Origin of the sequence: Streptomyces sp. NPDC003456, assembly GCF_042878735.1 — a bacterium.
GTDB lineage: Bacteria > Actinomycetota > Actinomycetes > Streptomycetales > Streptomycetaceae > Streptomyces.
In genome coordinates this window covers 369,880-387,580 of sequence record NZ_JBIAOK010000008.1, presented here as the reverse complement: position 1 = coordinate 387,580, position 17,701 = coordinate 369,880, and the positions used below count along the sequence as shown (strand labels likewise).

Annotated in this window: 18 protein-coding genes; 11 read left to right on the top strand and 7 right to left on the bottom strand. The window is 73.1% G+C overall.

Features of this window, described 5'->3' with window-relative positions; translation table 11 throughout:
• Positions 1-5: 5 nt before the first annotated feature.
• Positions 6-443, bottom strand: a complete 438-nt coding sequence (locus ACFYWG_RS31320) for a cell division protein SepF (RefSeq protein WP_311688586.1) — start codon at positions 441-443, stop codon at positions 6-8.
• A gap of 290 nt (positions 444-733) precedes the next feature.
• On the opposite strand from ACFYWG_RS31320, the gene ACFYWG_RS31315 reads away from it, so the two are divergent.
• The 4 genes from ACFYWG_RS31315 (at position 734) to ACFYWG_RS31300 (ending at position 5,414) form a co-directional block, all read left to right on the top strand.
• The gene (locus ACFYWG_RS31315; protein WP_389204320.1) at positions 734-1,966 is read left to right on the top strand and encodes a DUF5685 family protein; all 1,233 of its coding nucleotides are present in this window, start codon (positions 734-736) and stop codon (positions 1,964-1,966) included.
• Positions 1,967-1,994: 28 nt separating this feature from the next.
• Positions 1,995-2,783: a DUF1684 domain-containing protein gene (locus ACFYWG_RS31310; RefSeq protein ID WP_383503601.1), complete on the top strand. Its 789-nt coding sequence runs from the start codon at positions 1,995-1,997 to the stop codon at positions 2,781-2,783.
• 212 nt (positions 2,784-2,995) lie between these two features.
• Positions 2,996-3,901 (top strand): S1 family peptidase, encoded by a 906-nt coding sequence (locus tag ACFYWG_RS31305; RefSeq protein ID WP_376331280.1) that lies wholly within the window; start codon positions 2,996-2,998, stop codon positions 3,899-3,901.
• A 430-nt stretch (positions 3,902-4,331) separates the two neighbouring features.
• Positions 4,332-5,414: a S1 family peptidase gene (locus ACFYWG_RS31300; RefSeq protein WP_376331282.1), complete on the top strand. Its 1,083-nt coding sequence runs from the start codon at positions 4,332-4,334 to the stop codon at positions 5,412-5,414.
• A 64-nt stretch (positions 5,415-5,478) separates the two neighbouring features.
• Here ACFYWG_RS31300 and ACFYWG_RS31295 read toward each other — a convergent pair whose 3' ends face one another.
• The gene (locus ACFYWG_RS31295) at positions 5,479-6,510 is read right to left on the bottom strand and encodes a DUF3533 domain-containing protein (RefSeq protein ID WP_383503603.1); all 1,032 of its coding nucleotides are present in this window, start codon (positions 6,508-6,510) and stop codon (positions 5,479-5,481) included.
• Positions 6,511-6,661: 151 nt separating this feature from the next.
• On the opposite strand from ACFYWG_RS31295, the gene ACFYWG_RS31290 reads away from it, so the two are divergent.
• The gene (locus ACFYWG_RS31290; protein WP_389204319.1) at positions 6,662-10,168 is read left to right on the top strand and encodes a DNA polymerase III subunit alpha; all 3,507 of its coding nucleotides are present in this window, start codon (positions 6,662-6,664) and stop codon (positions 10,166-10,168) included.
• Complete coding sequence (locus ACFYWG_RS31285; RefSeq protein WP_383503605.1) at positions 10,165-11,148, top strand: hypothetical protein; 984 nt, start codon at positions 10,165-10,167, stop codon at positions 11,146-11,148. Before ACFYWG_RS31290 ends, ACFYWG_RS31285 begins: the two co-directional genes overlap by 4 nt.
• 16 nt (positions 11,149-11,164) lie before the next feature.
• On the opposite strand, the gene ACFYWG_RS31280 is transcribed toward ACFYWG_RS31285, so the two are convergent.
• Positions 11,165-11,539, bottom strand: coding sequence for a cupin domain-containing protein (locus tag ACFYWG_RS31280; protein ID WP_376331347.1), 375 nt, complete (start codon positions 11,537-11,539; stop codon positions 11,165-11,167).
• An 87-nt stretch (positions 11,540-11,626) separates the two neighbouring features.
• On the opposite strand from ACFYWG_RS31280, the gene ACFYWG_RS31275 reads away from it, so the two are divergent.
• Complete coding sequence (locus tag ACFYWG_RS31275; RefSeq protein WP_383503606.1) at positions 11,627-12,073, top strand: MarR family winged helix-turn-helix transcriptional regulator; 447 nt, start codon at positions 11,627-11,629, stop codon at positions 12,071-12,073.
• 189 nt (positions 12,074-12,262) lie between these two features.
• A complete protein-coding gene (locus ACFYWG_RS31270) occupies positions 12,263-13,123 on the top strand; it encodes an esterase/lipase family protein (RefSeq protein ID WP_376331289.1) in 861 nt (286 codons plus the stop codon).
• A gap of 93 nt (positions 13,124-13,216) precedes the next feature.
• On the opposite strand, the gene ACFYWG_RS31265 is transcribed toward ACFYWG_RS31270, so the two are convergent.
• Positions 13,217-14,296 carry a lytic polysaccharide monooxygenase gene (locus tag ACFYWG_RS31265; protein ID WP_389204318.1) on the bottom strand — a complete coding sequence of 360 codons (1,080 nt, stop codon included), beginning with the start codon at positions 14,294-14,296 and terminating at the stop codon, positions 13,217-13,219.
• A gap of 175 nt (positions 14,297-14,471) precedes the next feature.
• Here ACFYWG_RS31265 and ACFYWG_RS31260 point away from each other — a divergent pair, with 175 nt between their 5' ends.
• A complete protein-coding gene (locus tag ACFYWG_RS31260; protein ID WP_383503608.1) occupies positions 14,472-14,921 on the top strand; it encodes a GNAT family N-acetyltransferase in 450 nt (149 codons plus the stop codon).
• A 30-nt stretch (positions 14,922-14,951) separates the two neighbouring features.
• On the opposite strand, the gene ACFYWG_RS31255 is transcribed toward ACFYWG_RS31260, so the two are convergent.
• Positions 14,952-15,086, bottom strand: a complete 135-nt coding sequence (locus ACFYWG_RS31255) for a hypothetical protein (protein ID WP_385420632.1) — start codon at positions 15,084-15,086, stop codon at positions 14,952-14,954.
• Between the two features lie 139 nt (positions 15,087-15,225).
• Here ACFYWG_RS31255 and ACFYWG_RS31250 point away from each other — a divergent pair, with 139 nt between their 5' ends.
• Complete coding sequence (locus ACFYWG_RS31250; RefSeq protein ID WP_389204317.1) at positions 15,226-15,888, top strand: class I SAM-dependent methyltransferase; 663 nt, start codon at positions 15,226-15,228, stop codon at positions 15,886-15,888.
• On the opposite strand, the gene ACFYWG_RS31245 is transcribed toward ACFYWG_RS31250, so the two are convergent.
• Together ACFYWG_RS31245 and ACFYWG_RS31240 are read right to left on the bottom strand one after the other, a co-directional pair.
• On the bottom strand, positions 15,847-16,347 hold the full coding sequence (locus ACFYWG_RS31245) for a DUF402 domain-containing protein (RefSeq protein WP_389204316.1): 501 nt from the start codon (positions 16,345-16,347) through the stop codon (positions 15,847-15,849). The genes ACFYWG_RS31250 and ACFYWG_RS31245 overlap by 42 nt on opposite strands.
• On the bottom strand, positions 16,328-17,257 hold the full coding sequence (locus ACFYWG_RS31240; RefSeq protein WP_383503612.1) for a GNAT family N-acetyltransferase: 930 nt from the start codon (positions 17,255-17,257) through the stop codon (positions 16,328-16,330). Before ACFYWG_RS31240 ends, ACFYWG_RS31245 begins: the two co-directional genes overlap by 20 nt.
• 70 nt (positions 17,258-17,327) lie before the next feature.
• Here ACFYWG_RS31240 and ACFYWG_RS31235 point away from each other — a divergent pair, with 70 nt between their 5' ends.
• Positions 17,328-17,696: a GntR family transcriptional regulator gene (locus ACFYWG_RS31235; RefSeq protein ID WP_333934653.1), complete on the top strand. Its 369-nt coding sequence runs from the start codon at positions 17,328-17,330 to the stop codon at positions 17,694-17,696.
• Positions 17,697-17,701 lie beyond the last annotated feature (5 nt).

Below are 17,701 nucleotides of genomic sequence, written 5' to 3'. Positions count from 1 at the left end.
CTGCCTCAGCTCTGGTTGAAGAATCCGTCCGCGCGGTGCGCGGCCGGGTCACCGTTGACGATCTCGGTGTGGGCGGGGGTCAGCAGGAACACCCGGGTCGACACCCGCTCGATCGAACCGCGCAGACCGAAGATCAGCCCGGCCGCGAAGTCGACGACGCGCTTGGCGTCGGCGGCCTCCATGGCCGTGAGGTTCATGATGACCGGCACGCCCTCGCGGAACAGCTCGCCGATGGCGCGGGCGTCCCGGAAGCTGTCCGGGGTCACCGTGCCGATGCGCCGGCCCTTCTCCTCGGCGACGTCCGAGGCCACCTTGACGCGCGGATCCGTGACCCAGGCCTCCCCGGGCTCGGTCCCGTCGGAGTAGTCGTCGTCGTAGTAACGCTCGTCTTCGTTGTCGTCGACGAGGCCAAGCCAGGCACTTGCCTTGCGTACCGATCCCATGGACGCCTCCTCTCACAGCGTTCTTTCTGCTTTCCGCATCCCTATGGTCGTCCATGATGCGGATGGCGCGCCAAGTGGATAGACGCCGCGCGGGGGGTTTGTGACGGTACTGGTGCACAGCGAATCCGTCGAGAGTCCGTATGTCCCAAGGGTCGTTCCCCAAACGGCTGCTGACTGTGAGTGAAATATGATTCTTCCCGGCGTACGGGTGACGGCCGGGGCGTACGGGTGAATGCGCGTGCCGATACGATGCCGCAGCTCATCGTCGCAACGAACCACGGGGGGACGTCGTGTTCGGAATCGTCAGGCCTTGCAGGCACCGGCTGGGGGAGAAGCTCGCCGGTCAGTGGATGGCGCATTTGTGCGGGCTGTGTCTCGCGCTTCGCGGCGACCACGGACAGTTCGCTCGCGTCGTGACGAACTATGACGGACTTCGCATATCGGTGTTGACGGAGGCTCAGGCCGGGGAGGGCGGGAGCGGCCGCCGCACGGCCGGTCCCTGCGCGCTGCGGGGCATGCGCACCGCGTCCGTCGCGCACGGTGAGGGGGCCCGCCTGGCTGCGGCCGTCTCCCTGGTACTGGCCTCGGCGAAGGTGCGGGACCACATCGGCGACGGCGACGGACTGCTGGCCCGCAGGCCGGTGGCGCGGGCCGCGCGCCGGGTCGCGGCGAGCTGGGACGCGGCCGGCGCCCGCACCGGCACGGCCGTGGGCTTCGACACCGCGCTCCTGCTCGACGCGGTGGACCGGCAGAGCGGCGTCGAGGCGCTGGCCGGGCCCGGGACGCCGCTGCTGACGGTCACCGAGCCGACCGAGACCGCCACGGCCGCGGCCTTCGCGCACACGGCGGTGCTCGCCGGGCGGCCGGGCAACGCGGCGCCGCTCGCGGAGGCCGGGCGGCTCTTCGGGCGCCTCGCCCATCTGCTGGACGCCGTGGAGGACCTGCACGCCGACGCGGCGGCGGGTACCTGGAACCCGATCACCGCCACCGGCACCTCGCTGGCGGAGGCACGGCGGCTCGCCGACGACGCGGTGCACGGGGTGCGGCTGGCGCTGGACGACGCCGAGTTCACCGACGGCACGCTGGTGCACCTGCTCCTCGTCCACGAACTGCGGCGCTCGGTGGACCGGGCGTTCGGCACGGTGCCGGTGTGCGCCTCGCACCAGGGCGGGGGACCGTACGGACAGCCGCCGCAGGGACCGTACGGACAGCCGGGGCCCTACGGCGGTTCCCCGCAGCATCCGCACGCGGGCGGAGGCGGAAACCCCTACGGCGGGGGCGGGAACCCCTTCGGCGGCGGCGGGTTCGGGGGCGGTGGCCTCGGCGGCGGCGCCCCCGTGCCCCAGCCGCCCCGCCGGCGCGGGTTCTGGGCGGGCTGCGGCATGTTCTGGCTGCTGTGCTGCACCTGCCAGATGTGCTGCGCCAAGGAGTACGAGGGGCCGTGGTCCCGCAAGAAGCGCGAGGGTGTCTGCCGGGACTGCGACTGCGACGGCTGCGACTGCTGCTGCCCCTGCGACGGCTGACCGGCCCCCGTGTGGCAGGGTCGCCCGTATGACGAGCAGCGACGCATCCCGGGACTGGCAGCGGTGGCACGAGCGGCGCGTGGAGTCGGTCTCGGCGCCCTACGGGCCGCTGGCGCTCATCGGCACGCACTGGATCGGGGACTATCCGGACGGTCGACTTCCGGACATCCCCGGGCGGTGGCGGGACGACGGTGACGCGGTCGTGCTGGCCGCCGCCGAAACGGACGGTCTCACGGTGGACGGACAGCCGTTCGCCGGTGAGGTAGGGCTCACGGCCGATCCCGGAACGGTCGCCCGGGCGCGCGTGGCGTACGGGCAGCGGCGGCTGGTTGTCCTGGTGCGCGAGGGGGTGTGGGGCGTGCGGGACTACGACCCCGAGTCCCCCGCGCGCCGGGCCTTCGGCGGTCTGCGCGCCACGCCTTACGACCCGCGCTGGGCGGTGCCGGGGCGGTTCACGCCCTACGACACCGGCGGCCGCACCGTTCGGGTGCCGAACGCCGACGGGCGGGAGCGGGGACTCGGACTCGGCGGGGAACTGGCCTTCGAGCTGGACGGCCGGGAGCTGACCCTCCAGGTGACGGTCCAGCAGGACGGGTCGCTGTGGGCCGTGTTCGCCGACGCCACCAGCGGGAACGGTAGCTACCGCTTCCGGTTCCTCAGGCCCGGGGCACCGGACGCCGAGGGGCGTACGACGGTCGATTTCAACCGGGCGCTCCTGCCGCCGTGCGCCTTCGCCGATCACTTCGTGTGCCCCTTCCCGCCGCCGGGGAACACCCTGGATGTCGCAATTGCCGCCGGGGAGCGGATGCTTGCGTGACGGCTGGGGGCCGAGGGGCCTGATGCAAAGATCGTTCAAAAGTTGACGGCCGAAAGGCACCCTTGCGCCGACCGGCCGTTCGGCCGAATACTCCCCCTCAGCGCTTGTCAGGGGCACGGCGTGTTCGGAATCCGGACGGTCGGCCCCCGGCTGCGCCTCACGGGCCCGAAACCCCACGAGGGCCCCCGACTTCCTTTGTGGAGGAACGACAAGTGAGGATCAAGCGCACCACCCCCAGCAGCGGCATCTCGAGACGGACCCGGCTGATCGCCGTTTCCACCGGCCTCGTCGCCGCCGCCGCGATCGCGATCCCCAGCGCGAACGCGTCCGACACCCCCACCGCCTTTAGTGCCGCCGAGCTCAAGAGCGCCAGCGGCTCCATACTGAAGGCCGACATCCCGGGCACCGCCTGGGCGGTCGACAGCAAGACCAACCGGGTGCTCGTCACCGTGGACAGCACGGTTACCCAGGCCGAGATCGCGAAGATCAAGCAGCAGGCCGGCGGCAACGCCGACGCGCTCACGATCAAGCGCACGCCCGGCACGTTCAACAAGCTCATCCAGGGCGGCGACGCCATCTACGCGAGCAGCTGGCGCTGCTCCCTCGGCTTCAACGTGCAGAACAGCAGCGGTCAGCAGTTCTTCCTGACCGCCGGCCACTGCACCGACGGCGCGGGCACCTGGTACTCCAACTCGGGCCGCACCACGGTGATCGGCTCGACCACCGGCTCCAGCTTCCCGGGCAACGACTACGGCATCGTCCGGTACTCGGGGTCCGTCAGCCGCCCCGGTACCGCGAACGGCGTGGACATCACCCGCGCGGCCACCCCGGCCGTGGGCACCACCGTCATCCGTGACGGCTCCACGACCGGTACGCACAGCGGCCGGGTCACCGCCCTCAACGCCACCGTCAACTACGGCGGCGGCGACATCGTCTCCGGCCTGATCCAGACCACCGTCTGCGCCGAGCCGGGCGACTCCGGCGGCCCGCTCTACGGCAGCAACGGCACCGCCTACGGTCTGACCTCCGGCGGCAGCGGCAACTGCTCCTCCGGCGGCACCACGTTCTTCCAGCCCGTCACGGAGGCCCTGAGCGCCTACGGCGTCAGCGTCTACTAGGCCCTGCCGGGCTGCGGTTCACCGCGTTTCAAGCCCCCGCACGCATCGCGTGCGGGGGCTTCCCCTTGCCGTGCCGCGGCATGTTCGGTGGGGACTGTGTGGAGACGGTGCGATGGTTCATCAATGTACTTTTTATGGCGCTCGGTTGAGGGGGGAGCGGGGGTCGATTTCCAGCCATGGCTGGACGTCGCAGAGTGTGCGCATATTACTCGCGCGTAATGTTTGCACTGTGAACCGGAGTTGATCGGGTCCGTTTTGGCCATGTGCGGTCAAAATGGGGGGCGTGCGCGCCGTCCTCCGTGCGCGACTCGAACTCGACCTTGTGTGCTCCGTGTCGATCTCGGAATAGTGGGCGCTCGTCAACGACGCCTTCCGGCCTGCCGAGGTCCCCACAACCTCCTCGGGCCGCCCCCCCACAGGAGGACAGAAGTTGAAGCACCGACGCATACCCAAGCGGCGTGCAGCCGTGGCCGGCGCGGGCATCGCCGCGCTGGTGGCCGCGGGAGTGACGTTCCAGACCGCGAACGCCAGTGAGAGCCCCCGGCCGTCCGCACCCCGGACCCTGTCGGTCGCGGCGGCCGGAAAGCTCGCCTCGACGCTGGCGCGGGACCTGGGCGGCGACGCGGCGGGGACGTACTACGACGCGAAGGCCAAGAGCCTCGTGGTGAACGTGCTCGACGAGGCCGCCGCGCAGACCGTCGAGGAGGCCGGCGCCGAGGCCAGAGTCGTGGCGAACTCGCTCGCCGAGCTCAAGAGCGCCCGCGGCACGCTGAAGCAGGACGCGGCGATCCCCGGCACCGCCTGGGTGACCGACCCGACGACGAACAAGGTCGTCGTGACCGCCGACCGCACGGTCTCCGAGGCCGAGTGGGCGAAGCTGACCGAGGTCGTCGACGGGCTCGGCGCCAAGGCCGAACTGAAGCGCACCGAGGGGGAGTACAAGCCCTTCATCGCCGGCGGCGACGCCATCACCGGCGGCAGCGGCCGCTGCTCGCTCGGCTTCAACGTGGTCAAGGGCGGCGAGCCGTTCTTCCTGACCGCCGGTCACTGCACCGAGGGCATCTCCACCTGGTCCGACTCCAGCGGCCAGGAGATCGGCACCAACGCCGACTCCAGCTTCCCGGACAACGACTACGGGCTGGTCAAGTACACCGCGGAGGTGGACCACCCGAGCGAGGTGAACCTGTACAACGGGTCCACCCAGAAGATCTCGGGCGCCGCGGACGCCACCGTCGGCATGCAGGTCACGCGCAGCGGCTCGACGACCCAGGTGCACGACGGCAAGGTCACGGGGCTGGACGCCACCGTGAACTACGGCAACGGCGACATCGTGAACGGCCTGATCCAGACCGACGTGTGCGCCGAGCCGGGCGACAGCGGCGGCGCGCTGTTCTCGGGTGACAAGGCCGTCGGCCTGACGTCCGGTGGCAGCGGCGACTGCACCTCGGGCGGGGAGACGTTCTTCCAGCCGGTGACCGAGGCGCTGTCCGCGACCGGTACGCAGATCGGCTGACGTACGAGCGTTCCCCGACGCGTGAGGCCCCGCCCTTTCAGAGGGGCGGGGCCTTCCTCTGTCCCTAGGCCGTCCCCGTCCCGGGGACGCCGTCCCTGCGGTGCCGCAGGGCTGCCGCCGCCAGGGTGATCGCGGTCCCCGCCACCGCCCACGCCGCGAGGACCAGCATCGGGCCGGTCAGGGCGTTGCTGTCGAAGTAGGCGATGGAGCGGGCCGACCAGGTGCCGGCTCCCGGGGGCAGCGCCGGGCCGATCGCCTTCCAGAAGGGCGGCAGCAGCGGCGGGGGCAGGGCGCCGCCCGCGCTCGGGTTGCCGAGGATCACCACCAGCAGGATGACCAGCCCGATGCCGACCGTGCCGAACAGGCCCTGCAGGGCCAGGGTGGCCGCTCCCACGGCGAAGATCACCAGGGTGCCCAGACCCCACAGGGCGGCCGTGCCGCCGGGCAGGGCGTCCAGGGCCGGGCCGGCGATGAGGGCCCCGCCGAGCCCGCCGACGATCGCGACCACGGCCATCACGGCCAGGCGGATGGCGGCGCGCGAGACGTTCGAGGGCTTCGCCCCGGCGCTGATGGCCAGGGCCGCCGCGCCCAGGTAGCCGCCGACGCACCAGCCGATCACCAGGTAGAAGGACGACAGGCCGTTGGGGTCGTGCCGGGCGGACGGAACCACGTCGACCGTGCGGATCGTGCGCCGCTCGGACTTCTCCAGGGCGGTGACGAGGCTCGTCAGGGTGGTGGAGAGGACCCGGCCGCCGCCGGAGGCGACCAGGAGGGTGTCGGTGGTGCCGCGGGGGTCGACGATCAGGGCGGCGTCGATGTCGCGCTGCTCGATCTGCTCCCGTGCCGTCGCCGCGTCGGGCAGGACGCGGGGGTCCAGGGGAGTGCCGGGAAGCCGTTCGAGACGCGCCCTCGCCTGCTCCGCCGCGGCCTGCGGAGCCACCACGCCGAAAGGCACGTCCCTGGGCCGGGGGTCGTGGAGCGCTCCCACGTACGAGGCGATGAACAGCAGCTGGAGGGCGATCACGCCCACGACGAGCAGGGTCGCCCGGGGGGTGACGGCGTCGGTCACCTCGGCGCGGAACGAGCGGTGCGGCATGCCTCCACGGTCGGGGGACACCCGGTGTTTCCGCAGGTGGGGCGGGGCCGAACGGATGTCGCACACTTATTCGAAAATTGGTTTATGGTGGGGGTGAGGTAGCTGGGAACAGATGTTCGAGAGCAGGTGCTCACGAGTGCGGGAGGTGCGTGTGCCGGGGTTCACGCATCTGCACACCGTCTCCGGATTCTCGCTGCGCCACGGAGCCTCCCACCCGGAGCGGCTGGCCGAGCGTGCCGTGGAGCGGGGCATGGACGCCCTGGCACTGACGGACCGCGACACCCTCGCCGGAGCGGTCCGGTTCTCGAAGGCCTGCGCCAAGGCGGGGGTCCGCCCGCTGTTCGGCGCGGACCTGGCGGTCGCGACGGCGGAGCCGCCCGAGGGGGCCGGCCCGCGGATGCGGCGCCGCACCCCGGTGCGGGGCGGGGCCTTCGTCGACGAATCGGCTCCCCGCGTCACCTTCCTCGCCCGGGACGGGGCCCGCGGCTGGGCCGGGCTGTGCCGCCTCGTCTCCGCCGCCCACGAGGGCGAGGGGACACCCCTGCTGCCCTGGGGAGGCCACCACGGCGAAGGGCTGACCGTGCTGCTCGGACCCGGCTCCGACGTCGGACGGGCCCTGGCCGCGGGCCGTCCCGACCGGGCGGCACGGCTGCTCGTGCCCTGGCGCGAGGTCTACGGCGACGACCTGCGGCTGGAGGCCGTCTGGCACGGCCGGCAGGGCACCGGCCCCGGTTCGCTGCGGCTGGCCGCCCGTACCGTCGGGTTCGCCGCCGAGCAGCGGATCCGGCCCGTGCTCACCAACGCCGTGCGCTACGCCGACCCCGGTCTGGGGCCGGTCGCCGACGTCCTGGACGCGGCCCGGCGCCTGGTGCCCGTCGACCCGGCCGGGGAGCTGGACTCCGGTGAGGCCTGGCTCAAGGGCCCGGAGGGGATGGCGCACGCCGCCGAGCGGATCATGGAGGCCGCGGGGTTCCGGCAGGGCACCGCCCACCGGCTGCTGGAGCAGACCGAGGCCACCGCCGCCGAGTGCCGGGTCGACCCCGAGGGCGACCTCGGGATCGGCACCGTCCACTTCCCCGAACCGCATCTGGTCGGCGCCGGGCACCGCAGCGCCCAGCGGACCCTGGCCTCGCGGGCCGCGGCCGGGATGGTGCTGCGCGGCTACGACCGGCGGCACGCGTACTGGGAGCGGATGCACCACGAGCTGGACATCATCGCCCACCACGGGTTCGCCTCCTACTTCCTCACCGTCGCCCAGGTGGTCGACGACGTACGGGCCATGGGGATCCGGGTGGCCGCCCGGGGGTCCGGGGCCGGGTCGCTGGTCAACCACCTGCTCGGCATCGCGCACGCCGACCCGATCGAGCACCGGCTGCTGATGGAGCGCTTCCTGTCCAAGGAGCGGGTCGTGCTGCCCGACATCGACATCGACGTCGAGTCCGCCCGCCGGCTGGAGGTCTACCGCGCGATCATCGACCGGTTCGGCACCGAGCGGGTGGCGACGGTCGCGATGCCCGAGACGTACCGTGTGCGGCACGCCATCCGGGACGTGGGGGCCGCCCTGTCCATGGACCCGGCCGAGATCGACCGGATCGCCAAGGCCTTCCCGCACATCCGGGCCCGCGACGCCCGCGCCGCCCTGGAGGAACTGCCCGAGCTGCGCGCGCTGGCGGGGGAGAAGGACAGGTACGGGAAGCTGTGGGAACTGGTCGAGGCGCTGGACGCCCTGCCGCGCGGGGTGGCCATGCACCCGTGCGGGGTGCTGCTGTCCGACGCCTCGCTGCTGTCGCGCACGCCGGTCATGCCGACCAGCGGCGAGGGCTTTCCCATGTCCCAGTTCGACAAGGACGACGTCGAGGACCTCGGGCTGCTGAAGCTGGACGTGCTCGGGGTGCGGATGCAGTCGGCGATGGCGCACGCGGTGCAGGAGGTGGAGCGGGTGTCGGGGGAGCGGGTGGAGCTGGACGCCCTCCCGCCGGACGACCCCGCGACCTACCGGCTGATCCAGTCCACCGAGACGCTCGGCTGCTTCCAGATCGAGTCGCCCGGGCAGCGGGACCTGGTCGGGCGGCTCCAGCCCGCCGGTTTCCACGACCTGGTCGTGGACATCTCGCTGTTCCGGCCCGGGCCGGTCGCCGCCGACATGGTCCGGCCGTTCATCGAGGCACGGCACGGCCGGGCACCGGTCCGCTATCCGCACCCGGATCTGGAGGGGCCGCTGAAGGAGACGTACGGGGTCGTCGTCTTCCACGAGCAGATCATCGACATCGTCGCCCGCATGACGGGCTGCGGGCGCGGCGAGGCGGACCGGGTGCGGCGCGGGCTGTCCGACCCGGAGTCGCAGGCGCGGATCAAGGTGTGGTTCGCCCAGCACGCGGCGGCGAACGGCTATGACGCGGAAACGATCCAGCGGACCTGGGAGATCGTCGAGGCCTTCGGCAGCTACGGCTTCTGCAAGGCGCACGCGGTCGCCTTCGCCGTGCCGACGTACCAGTCGGCCTGGCTGAAGGCGCACCACCCGGCCGCGTTCTACGCGGGGCTGCTCACGCACGACCCGGGCATGTACCCGAAGCGGCTGCTGCTGGCGGACGCGCGGCGGCGCGGGGTGCCCGTGCTGCCCCTGGACGTGAACAAGTCGGGAGTCGCCCACCGTATCGAACTGGTGTCCGGTAAATGGGGTCTGCGGCTGGCCCTTTCGGACGTGCACGGCATCAGCGAGGCCGAGGCGGCGCGGATCGCCGAGGGGCAGCCGTACGCCTCGCTGGTCGACTTCTGGGAGCGGGGCCGGCCCAGCCGTCCGCTGGCGCAACGGCTCGCCCAGGTGGGCGCGCTGGACGCGTTCGGCGCCAACCGCCGCGACCTGCAACTGCACCTGACCGAGCTGCACCGGGGGGCACGGAGCGGCGGCGGAGGGCAGCTGCCGCTGGCCGGGGGACGGAAGACGGCCCCGGCCGGCCTGCCCGACCTCACCTCCTCCGAGCGGCTCAGCGCCGAACTGGGCGTGCTCTCGATGGACGCCACGCACCATCTGATGGACGACCACCGGGAGTTCCTCGACGAGCTGGGCGTGGTGTCGGCCCGGCGGCTGCGCGAGGTCCGCAACGGGGAGACAGTGCTGGTCGCGGGTGCCAAGGCGGCCACCCAGACACCCCCGATCCGCTCCGGCCGGAGGGTCATCTTCACCACCCTGGACGACGGCACGGGCCTGGTGGACCTCGCCTTCTTCGACGACTCGCACGACACCTGCGCCCACACCGTCTTCCACTCCTGGCTGCTGCTGGTGCGCGGAGTGGTGCAGCGACGCGGCCCGCGCAGCTTCAGTGTGGTGGGCGCCGCCGTCTGGAACCTCGCGGACCTGCTCGAAGTGCGCCGGGAGGAAGGGCTGGAAGGGGTCGCCGCCCGGCTGGCCGGCGCCGGCGGCCCCGACGGCCCCGACGGGTCCGGCGACGACGGCGAGGGTGCCGCGCGCCGCCGGCTCGCCGGGTCGGACGGACTGCCCGCGCCGGCGGGTTCCGCGGCCGAGGATCCGATGGAGCGGCGGAAGATCCGCATGGCCACGGGGTACGAGATGCACCCCTGGGCCGATCTGCGTCCCGCGGGGGAAGGGCCCGCGGTGGGAAGGAAGTTGTGGCACCAGAGTCCGGGGAGTGCGGGATGACCATCCTCTGCGTACGTTTCCAGCTGCCTCCGACGAGCGAGGCCGACCTGCCCCACCTGCTCGGGATGCTCGAGGAGTTCACCCCGGTCGTCCAGGCCCTGCCGCCGGACGGGGCGCTGGCCGATCTGCGCGGCGCCGAGCGGTACTTCGGGCGGGACGCCGTCGCGCTGGCCTCGGTGATCCGGGTCCGCTCGCTCGCGCTGCACGGCGTCGACTGCGTGATCGGTGCCGGACCCGGGCCGATGCTGGCGCGCATGGCGCTGGACGACGCCCGGCCCGGGCGGACGCACGTGGTGCCCGGGGAGCCGGAGGCCCTTGCGCGGTACCTCGCGGACAAGCCCGTCACCGCGCTGCCCGGCGTGGGCGCGGCGACCTCCCGCACGCTCACCGACTACGGGCTCGACACCCTGGGCCGGGTCGCGGCCGCGCCGCTGTCCACACTCCAGCGGCTGATCGGCGCGAAGGCCGGGCGGGAACTGCGCGAGAAGGCGAACGGCGTCGACCGCGGCCGGGTCGTGCCGAACGCCGTCTCCCGCTCCCTCGCCACCGAACGCCCCTTCGGGCGCGACGAGCTGAACCCGGACCGGCACCGCCGGGCCCTGCTGTCGGCCGCCGAGGAGATCGGGGCCCGGCTGCGCTCCCTGGAGAAGGTCTGCCGCACGCTCACCCTCACCGTCCGCTACGCGGACCGGTCCGCCACCACCCGCAGCCGGACGCTGAGCGAACCGACCGCGCACTCCCCGGCGCTCACCGCGACCGCGTACGCCCTGTACGAGGGGCTCGGGCTGCAGCGCGCCCGGGTGCGGGCGATCGCGCTGCGCGCCGAGGGGCTCGACTCCGCCGACCGGGCCTGTCACCAGCTCACCTTCGACCCGGTGGACGAGAGGGTCCGCCGTATCGAGGAGGTCGCGGACCGCGCCCGGGCCAAGTTCGGCCCGCGGGCGGTGATGCCCGGGGGATTGGGCGGGGCGGCGGCGTAGAGCCTTCCGCCTGACGTCAGTTGGCCCACGGCGGCACCAGACGGGTGCCGTCGGCCAGCGTCGCCTCCAGTCCCACCGAGGTGGTGACCCAGGACCGCGCGGTCCGGTCGGTGGGGTTCTCCACGGTCAGGGTGGCGCCGGCGCCGACGATCACCGTGTCGCCCGCGCCGATCCGCTCGGTGCGGCCGTCGAGGGTGATCAGCAGTTCGCCGTCGAGCAGGTGGAAGATCTCCTCCCGGCTGACGGTGTGCGCCGGGGCCCGCAGCCCGGGCGGAATCTCCCCGCGCCAGGCGCACAGCTCCCTGCTGCCGCTGCGGGGGGCGGCGTACGAGACGAACCGGGCGCCGTGGATCTCGTGGGTGACGGCCTCGGACGAACGGACGACGGGCATGGCGGCCTCCTGGGGGAATGTAGTCAAGCTCCTTGACCATATGGTCAAGGAGCTTGACCTTCCCGTCAAGGGTGTTTCAATGCCTCCGTGCACACCTCCGACGCCATGGCCCTGTCCGCCGCCCTGCTCGCCGCCGCCGGCGGGCTCACCCAGCGCATCCACGAGGGCGTGGTCGCGCGCGGCTTCGAGGGGGTGCGGCCCGCGCACGGCTTCGCCTTCGCCCGGCTCGCGCCGGACGGCGCGACGGTCACCGACCTGGCCGTCCACCTCGGGGTGACCAAACAGGCGGCGAGCCAGCTCGTCGACGAGATGGTCCGCAAGGGGTACGCCGAGCGGCGGCCGCACCCCGGGGACGCGCGAGCGCGCCTGATCGTGCTGACCGGGCGCGGGTGGGAGTGCACGCGGGCGGCGGAGGAGGCGGCGGCCGAGGCCGTGGGGGAGTGGGAGGCCCTGGTGGGGGAGGCCGGACTCGGCGCACTGCGCGAGCAGTTGCTGCGGATCGCGCCTCACGGGCCGCTGCGGCCCGCCTGGTGAGGGAGCGTCAGCGCGCCACCGGGAGAAAGGGCGGCCCCTCGTGGCCGGTTACCACCGCAAGTTTTTACTGACGCGTAACTTCCCAGTTTGACTACTCGCCCGTAACTTGACGAGTGAACAGCATCCTCGTGATCCGGATCACAGGCGTCGTGCCGTCGCACCTCCCTTGAGCCGCAAGGAGATCACCCGATGCTGCCCTGGAAACGAGTGCTCAGACCCCTGGCCGCGCTGCTGCTGACCGCCGCGGCCGTCACCGTCCCCGCCTCCACCGCCCAGGCCGCCGGAGCCCCCAGCTCCGGCTGGAACGACTACTCCTGCAAGCCGTCCGCCGCCCATCCCCGCCCCGTGGTCCTCGTCCACGGCACCCTCGGCAACTCCGTCGACAACTGGCTGGGCCTCGCGCCCTACCTCCAGGTCCGCGGCTACTGCGTCTTCTCCCTGGACTACGGCCAGTTGGAGGGCGTCCCCTTCTTCCACGGCCTGGGACCGGTGGAGAAGTCGGCCCTCCAGCTCAGGGACTTCGTCGACCGGGTGCTCGCCGCCACCGGAGCCGCCGAGACCGACGTGGTCGGCCACTCGCAGGGCGGCATGATGCCCCGCTGGTACGTGCGGTTCCTCGGCGGGGCCGACAAGGTGAACGCCCTCGTCGGCATCGCGCCCAGCAACCACGGCACCGACCTGAACGGCTTCACGAAGCTGCTGCCCTACTTCCCCGGCGCCGAGGACCTGCTGTCGAAGAACACCCCGGCCCTCGCCGACCAGGTCGCCGGCTCCGACTTCCTCCGCCGGCTCAACGCGGGCGGGGACACCGTCCCCGGCGTGCGCTACACCGTCATCGCCACCAAGTACGACGAGGTCGTCACACCCTGGCGCAGCCAGTACCTGACCGGCCCCGGCGTGCGCAACGTCCTGCTGCAGGACCTGTGCCCCGTCGACCTCTCCGAGCACGTGGCGATCGGGCTGCTGGACCGGATCGCCTTCCATGAGGTGGCCAACGCCCTCGATCCCGCCCGGGCCACACCCACCACCTGCGCTTCGGTGTTCAGCTGACACGTGTCAGTGAAACGTTTCGGGGCCTGTCCGGCCTGAGCCGCCGGACAGGCCCCGAGTCAGGGGGCGACGGACCGGGTCACCGGTCCCGGGTCACCGGCCGTGGCGGCCGCCCGTCGTCGCCCGGCGCCGGGTCGTCAGGAACAGGGCCGACGCCCCGAGGGCCAGGGCGGCCGCGCCGCCGACCGCGACGTACGGGGTGCTGCTGTCACCGCCGGTCTCGGCCAGGTTCTCCGTGGCACCGGCCGCCTCGGGCCGGTTGGGCGCCGCGGCCGCCTCCGTCCGCTCGGCGGCGGGCTCGGCCTGCTTCGCCCCGCCCTCGTCGTCGCTCTTCGGGGCCGCGGCCGGCTCGGCCGAGGTGCGGGCGTCGTGGTCGCCGTGCCCGTGGTTCTCGACGGTCGACTTGTCGTTGCCGTCCTCGATCTGCTCCTTGGTCGGGGCCGAGGCGGACGGCGCCGGGGCCGCGCCGGCCGTACCGCCGCCCGACGTGCCACCGTCCGTCGTGCCACCGTCCGTCGTGCCACCGTCCGTCGTGCCACCGCCGAAGCTGACGTCCGAGCAGGAGTAGAACGCCTCCGGGCTGTCCGACCGCTGCCACACCGCGTACAGCAGGTGCTTGCCCGAGCGCTGGGGCAGCGTGCCGGAGAAGGTGTAGAAGCCGCCCGAGGCCGCCGGGTCCGTGGACGTCGCCACCGGGTTCCGCAGGTCCAGGTCGCTCCAGGCGAGCGTCCCGGCCGCGTCGTAGCCCGGCTTGGTGATGTACACCTTGAACGTGCCCTTGTGCGGAGCCGTCACCCGGTACTTGAACGTGTACCGGCCGCTCTTCACGCCGGTCGCCGGCCAGTCGGCGCGGGCCAGGTCGAGCCCCTTGAACTGCTCGTTGTTCGCGCTGCACAGCTTGCCGTCCGGGATGAGCTGCTGGTGGCGGCCGGCCGCGTCACCGATGCGGATGCCGTTCCAGTCGTAGAGGGCCTGGGTGCCGCCCGCGGCCACCGCCGCCTTGCACGCGGCCGACTTCGGGCTCTCCGGGCCCTCGGCGAAGCACTGCGCGACCCGGCTGACCGGGTCGCCCATCGAACCGTGCGCCGACGCCGGGGCGGCGCCCAGCGCGGTCAGGGCGAGCGGGAGGCCGCCGAGGGCGGCGACGGCGGCGGCCTTGCGGCGTGCGGACATGCGGGGACTCCTCGAAACAGTGCGTGGGCCGGGCCCGATCGGGCCGGATCCCGTGGGGTGATCCGAAGCTAGCCCCACCGGACCGCGAAATCGCCTGCTGAGGACGGGTGGAGGAGATCCTTATGGCCCGCTTAAGGGAGTGCTCAGCCTGGCATCAGGTAGGTACCGTCGCGGCATGGCGCACGAGGACATCCGGCCGGCCGTCGCCGCCGACGTACCGGCCGTCACGGCCGTGGTCGACGCGGCCTTCCGCCCCTACGTCGAGCGCATCGGCGGGGAACCCCAGCCCATGCGGGCGGACCACGCGGCGGACGTGGCCGCGGGCAAGGTGTTCGTGACGGGCGACCCCGTGACGGGACTCGTCGTGGTCGAGGCGCGCGAGGACCACCTGTACCTCGACACGGTCGCCGTCCACCCCGCCGCGCACGGCACGGGCATCGGGCGACGGCTGCTGCGCTTCACCGAAGCCCGTGCGCGCGCCCTCGGCCTGCCCGAGGTCAGGCTCTGCACGAACGTGCTGATGTGGGAGAACCAGAGGATCTATGCCAGGTACGGCTACGAACGCGTGGAGCGGCGCCCGCAGGGGCCCCGGGACCGCCTCCACTACCGCAAGCGGCTGCTCTGACGCGTGCGCCTCATGACCGGCACGGGCCGCTCATGCCTCCGGCCACCAGGTGCGGGCGATGTCCCGGCGGACCTCCGGGCGCCCTGCGGGGCGCTCGTCGGCCTCCTCGCGGACCCGGCGGACGTCGGTCTTCCTCAGGGGCTTCTGCACGGTCGTACGGCGCATGACTGCCTCCTTACGTGTCCACCGGGTTCCGCGTTCTCACGGAGGTAGACCTTTCGAGGGAGGGTTACTCATCGCTTCCGGTCTGTCAGTGGCGGCTGTCACCATTCGGCTGTCAGTGGCGGGTGTCACTCTCGGGGCCATGACGACGCCTGAGAATCAGCCCCTGACCTGCGCCGATGTGGACTGGGACGCGCGAGCGGCCTCCTTCGACGAGGAACCGGACCACGGCCTGCGCGACCCCGCGGTGCGCCGCGCCTGGGCCGGCCGGCTGCGCGACTGGCTGCCCGGACCGTCCGGGGACGTCCTCGATCTCGGCTGCGGCACCGGCAGCCTGTCACTGCTCGCGTCCGAGCAGGGGCACCGGGTGACGGGTGTGGACCGCTCCCCGGCGATGGTGGCCCTGGCCCGGGAGAAGCTCGCCGGGCGCGACGCGGTGGTCCTCCTCGGGGACGCCGCGTCACCGCCCGTCGCCGGGCGGCGCTTCGACGCCGTGCTCGTCCGGCACGTCCTGTGGGCCCTGCCGGAGCCCGCCCGGGTCCTGCGGCACTGGCTGGGGCTGCTGCGCCCCGGCGGACGGCTCGTCCTGGTCGAGGGCGTCTGGGGCGGCGCCGACCCCGTCGGCATACCGGCCGAGCGGCTCCTCGCCCTGCTCGCACCGGTCGCCGCGGGGACACGCCTGGAGCGCCTGTCCGGCGACGCGCTGCTGTGGGGCAAGGCGGTCGCGGACGAGCGGTACGCGGTGGTCGCGACGGGCCCGGTGTCAGGCCAGCAGCGCGGTGAGGCGGCCGCCGCGGGCGAGTGACTCCAGTTCGTCGAGGGCAGCCGACGCGGCGGCGGCCGCCCCGGGGTCCGTGGCGGCCAGGGGGCTCGCGGCGAACTCGTCCTCGTCCAGGCGCCGTACGTCCGTGCCGTCCGCGCCGCACCACAGGTCCAGGTCGAGGTCCTCGACGACCAGCTCCGCTCCCGAGCGGCGGGCCGGGCGCGTGACGTCGCAGTACCAGCCCTTCAGGGCGCCGGCGGCGGAGCGGACCTCCTTCACCGCGTACCAGCGGTCCCGCCAGTAGTACTCCGTGAAGACGTCCCCGGGCTCGAAGCGGACGAAGCCGAAGTCGCGCACGCCGCCGCCCGCCCAGGGGGCGCGCACCGCGATCCGCGTGCCGTCGTCGGACAGCAGCTCGCCGGCGTAACGGATCTTCGTGCGGCCCGCCTTGACGAGGACGACCTCCAGCACGGCGGGCCCGTCAGCCGAGTTCGCGGACATGGCGGACCTCCGTCGCGCACACCTCGTAGCCGAACCACCGGTTGACGGCGATCATGGGCTCGTTGCCCGTGTCGTTGCCGGTGAACGCCTCCCGGCAGCCCGCGGCGCGGGCGCGGTGCAGGGAGGCGTTCTTGACGAGCTTGGCCAGGCCCCGGCCGCGGAACTCGCGGGCCGTGCCGGTCATGGCGGTGCCGTAGCGGCGGTCGCCGTCGGTGTACGCCACCGTGAAGGCGGCGGGCCGGCCGTCGACGACCGCGACCGTGGTCAGGTCCAGGTCGAGCAGCGGGTGCTTCCAGTTCTCCTCGACCCAGGCCTCGTAGTCCGTGAACTCGACGTCGATGTCGCTCGGTTCGTCCGAAGAGGTCACCGCGTCCAGCTCGAACAGCGGACGCGGATCACCGGCGAAGTCGGCGGCCGTGCGCAGCTCGACACCGGGCGGCGGGTCCAGGCGGGGCGGCAGCGCGCCCGCCGCCAGGTCCAGCCGCAGAAAGTAGGCGGAGCGGCTGGCGGAGAAGCCCTTCCGCTCGGCGAACGCCCGGTTCTCCGGCTCGTCGAGCACCCAGGTGAACAGCTTGCGCACCCCGAGCGCCGCCAGCCGCTCCTCGGCGGTGCGCAGCAGCAGCGACCCCGCGCCCCGCCCCCTGCGGCCCGGGTGCACGTAGATGTTGGCCGAGCCCTGGCCGGGCTCCGGGCTGTCGTGGGCGACGCCGATCTGCGCCGTGCCGACGACCTCGCCGTCCTCCTCGGCGATCAGCTGGCCGAAGTGGGCGCCGGGGTGGGCGTGGGTCAGCGTGTGCAGCACCGACTCGGGAGTGGAGAGCATGTAGGGCAGGGCCTCGCGGCGGACGGCGGAGAACCCCTCGGCGTCGGCTCGGACGTCGGGTCGCAGGTCGCGCACGATCACGGTCATGGGGGCGGACGTTACGCGGGGACGCCCCCGGATGCCTCTCATTTTCCGCCGGGTGCGGGACAATCGGCCCGTGAGCTTGAAGATCGACATCGACGACAGTGCCCCGCCGTACGAGCAGGTGCGGGCGCAGATCTCCGAACAGGCGCGCTCCGGTGCGCTGCCGGTGGGCTACCGGCTGCCGACCGTGCGGGGGCTGGCCGAGTCGCTGGGGCTCGCCGCGAACACGGTCGCCAAGGCCTACCGGGCGCTGGAGGCGGACGGGGTGATCGAGACGCGGGGGCGCAACGGCACCTTCGTGGCCGCCGCCGGTGCGGCGGCCGACCGGGAACTGGCGTCGGCCGCCCAGGCGTACGCGGAGCGGGCCCGCCGGCTCGGGCTGGACGAGGACGCCGCGCTGGCCGCCGTCCGCGACGCCCTCCGCGCGGCCTACGGCAGTTGAGGCCC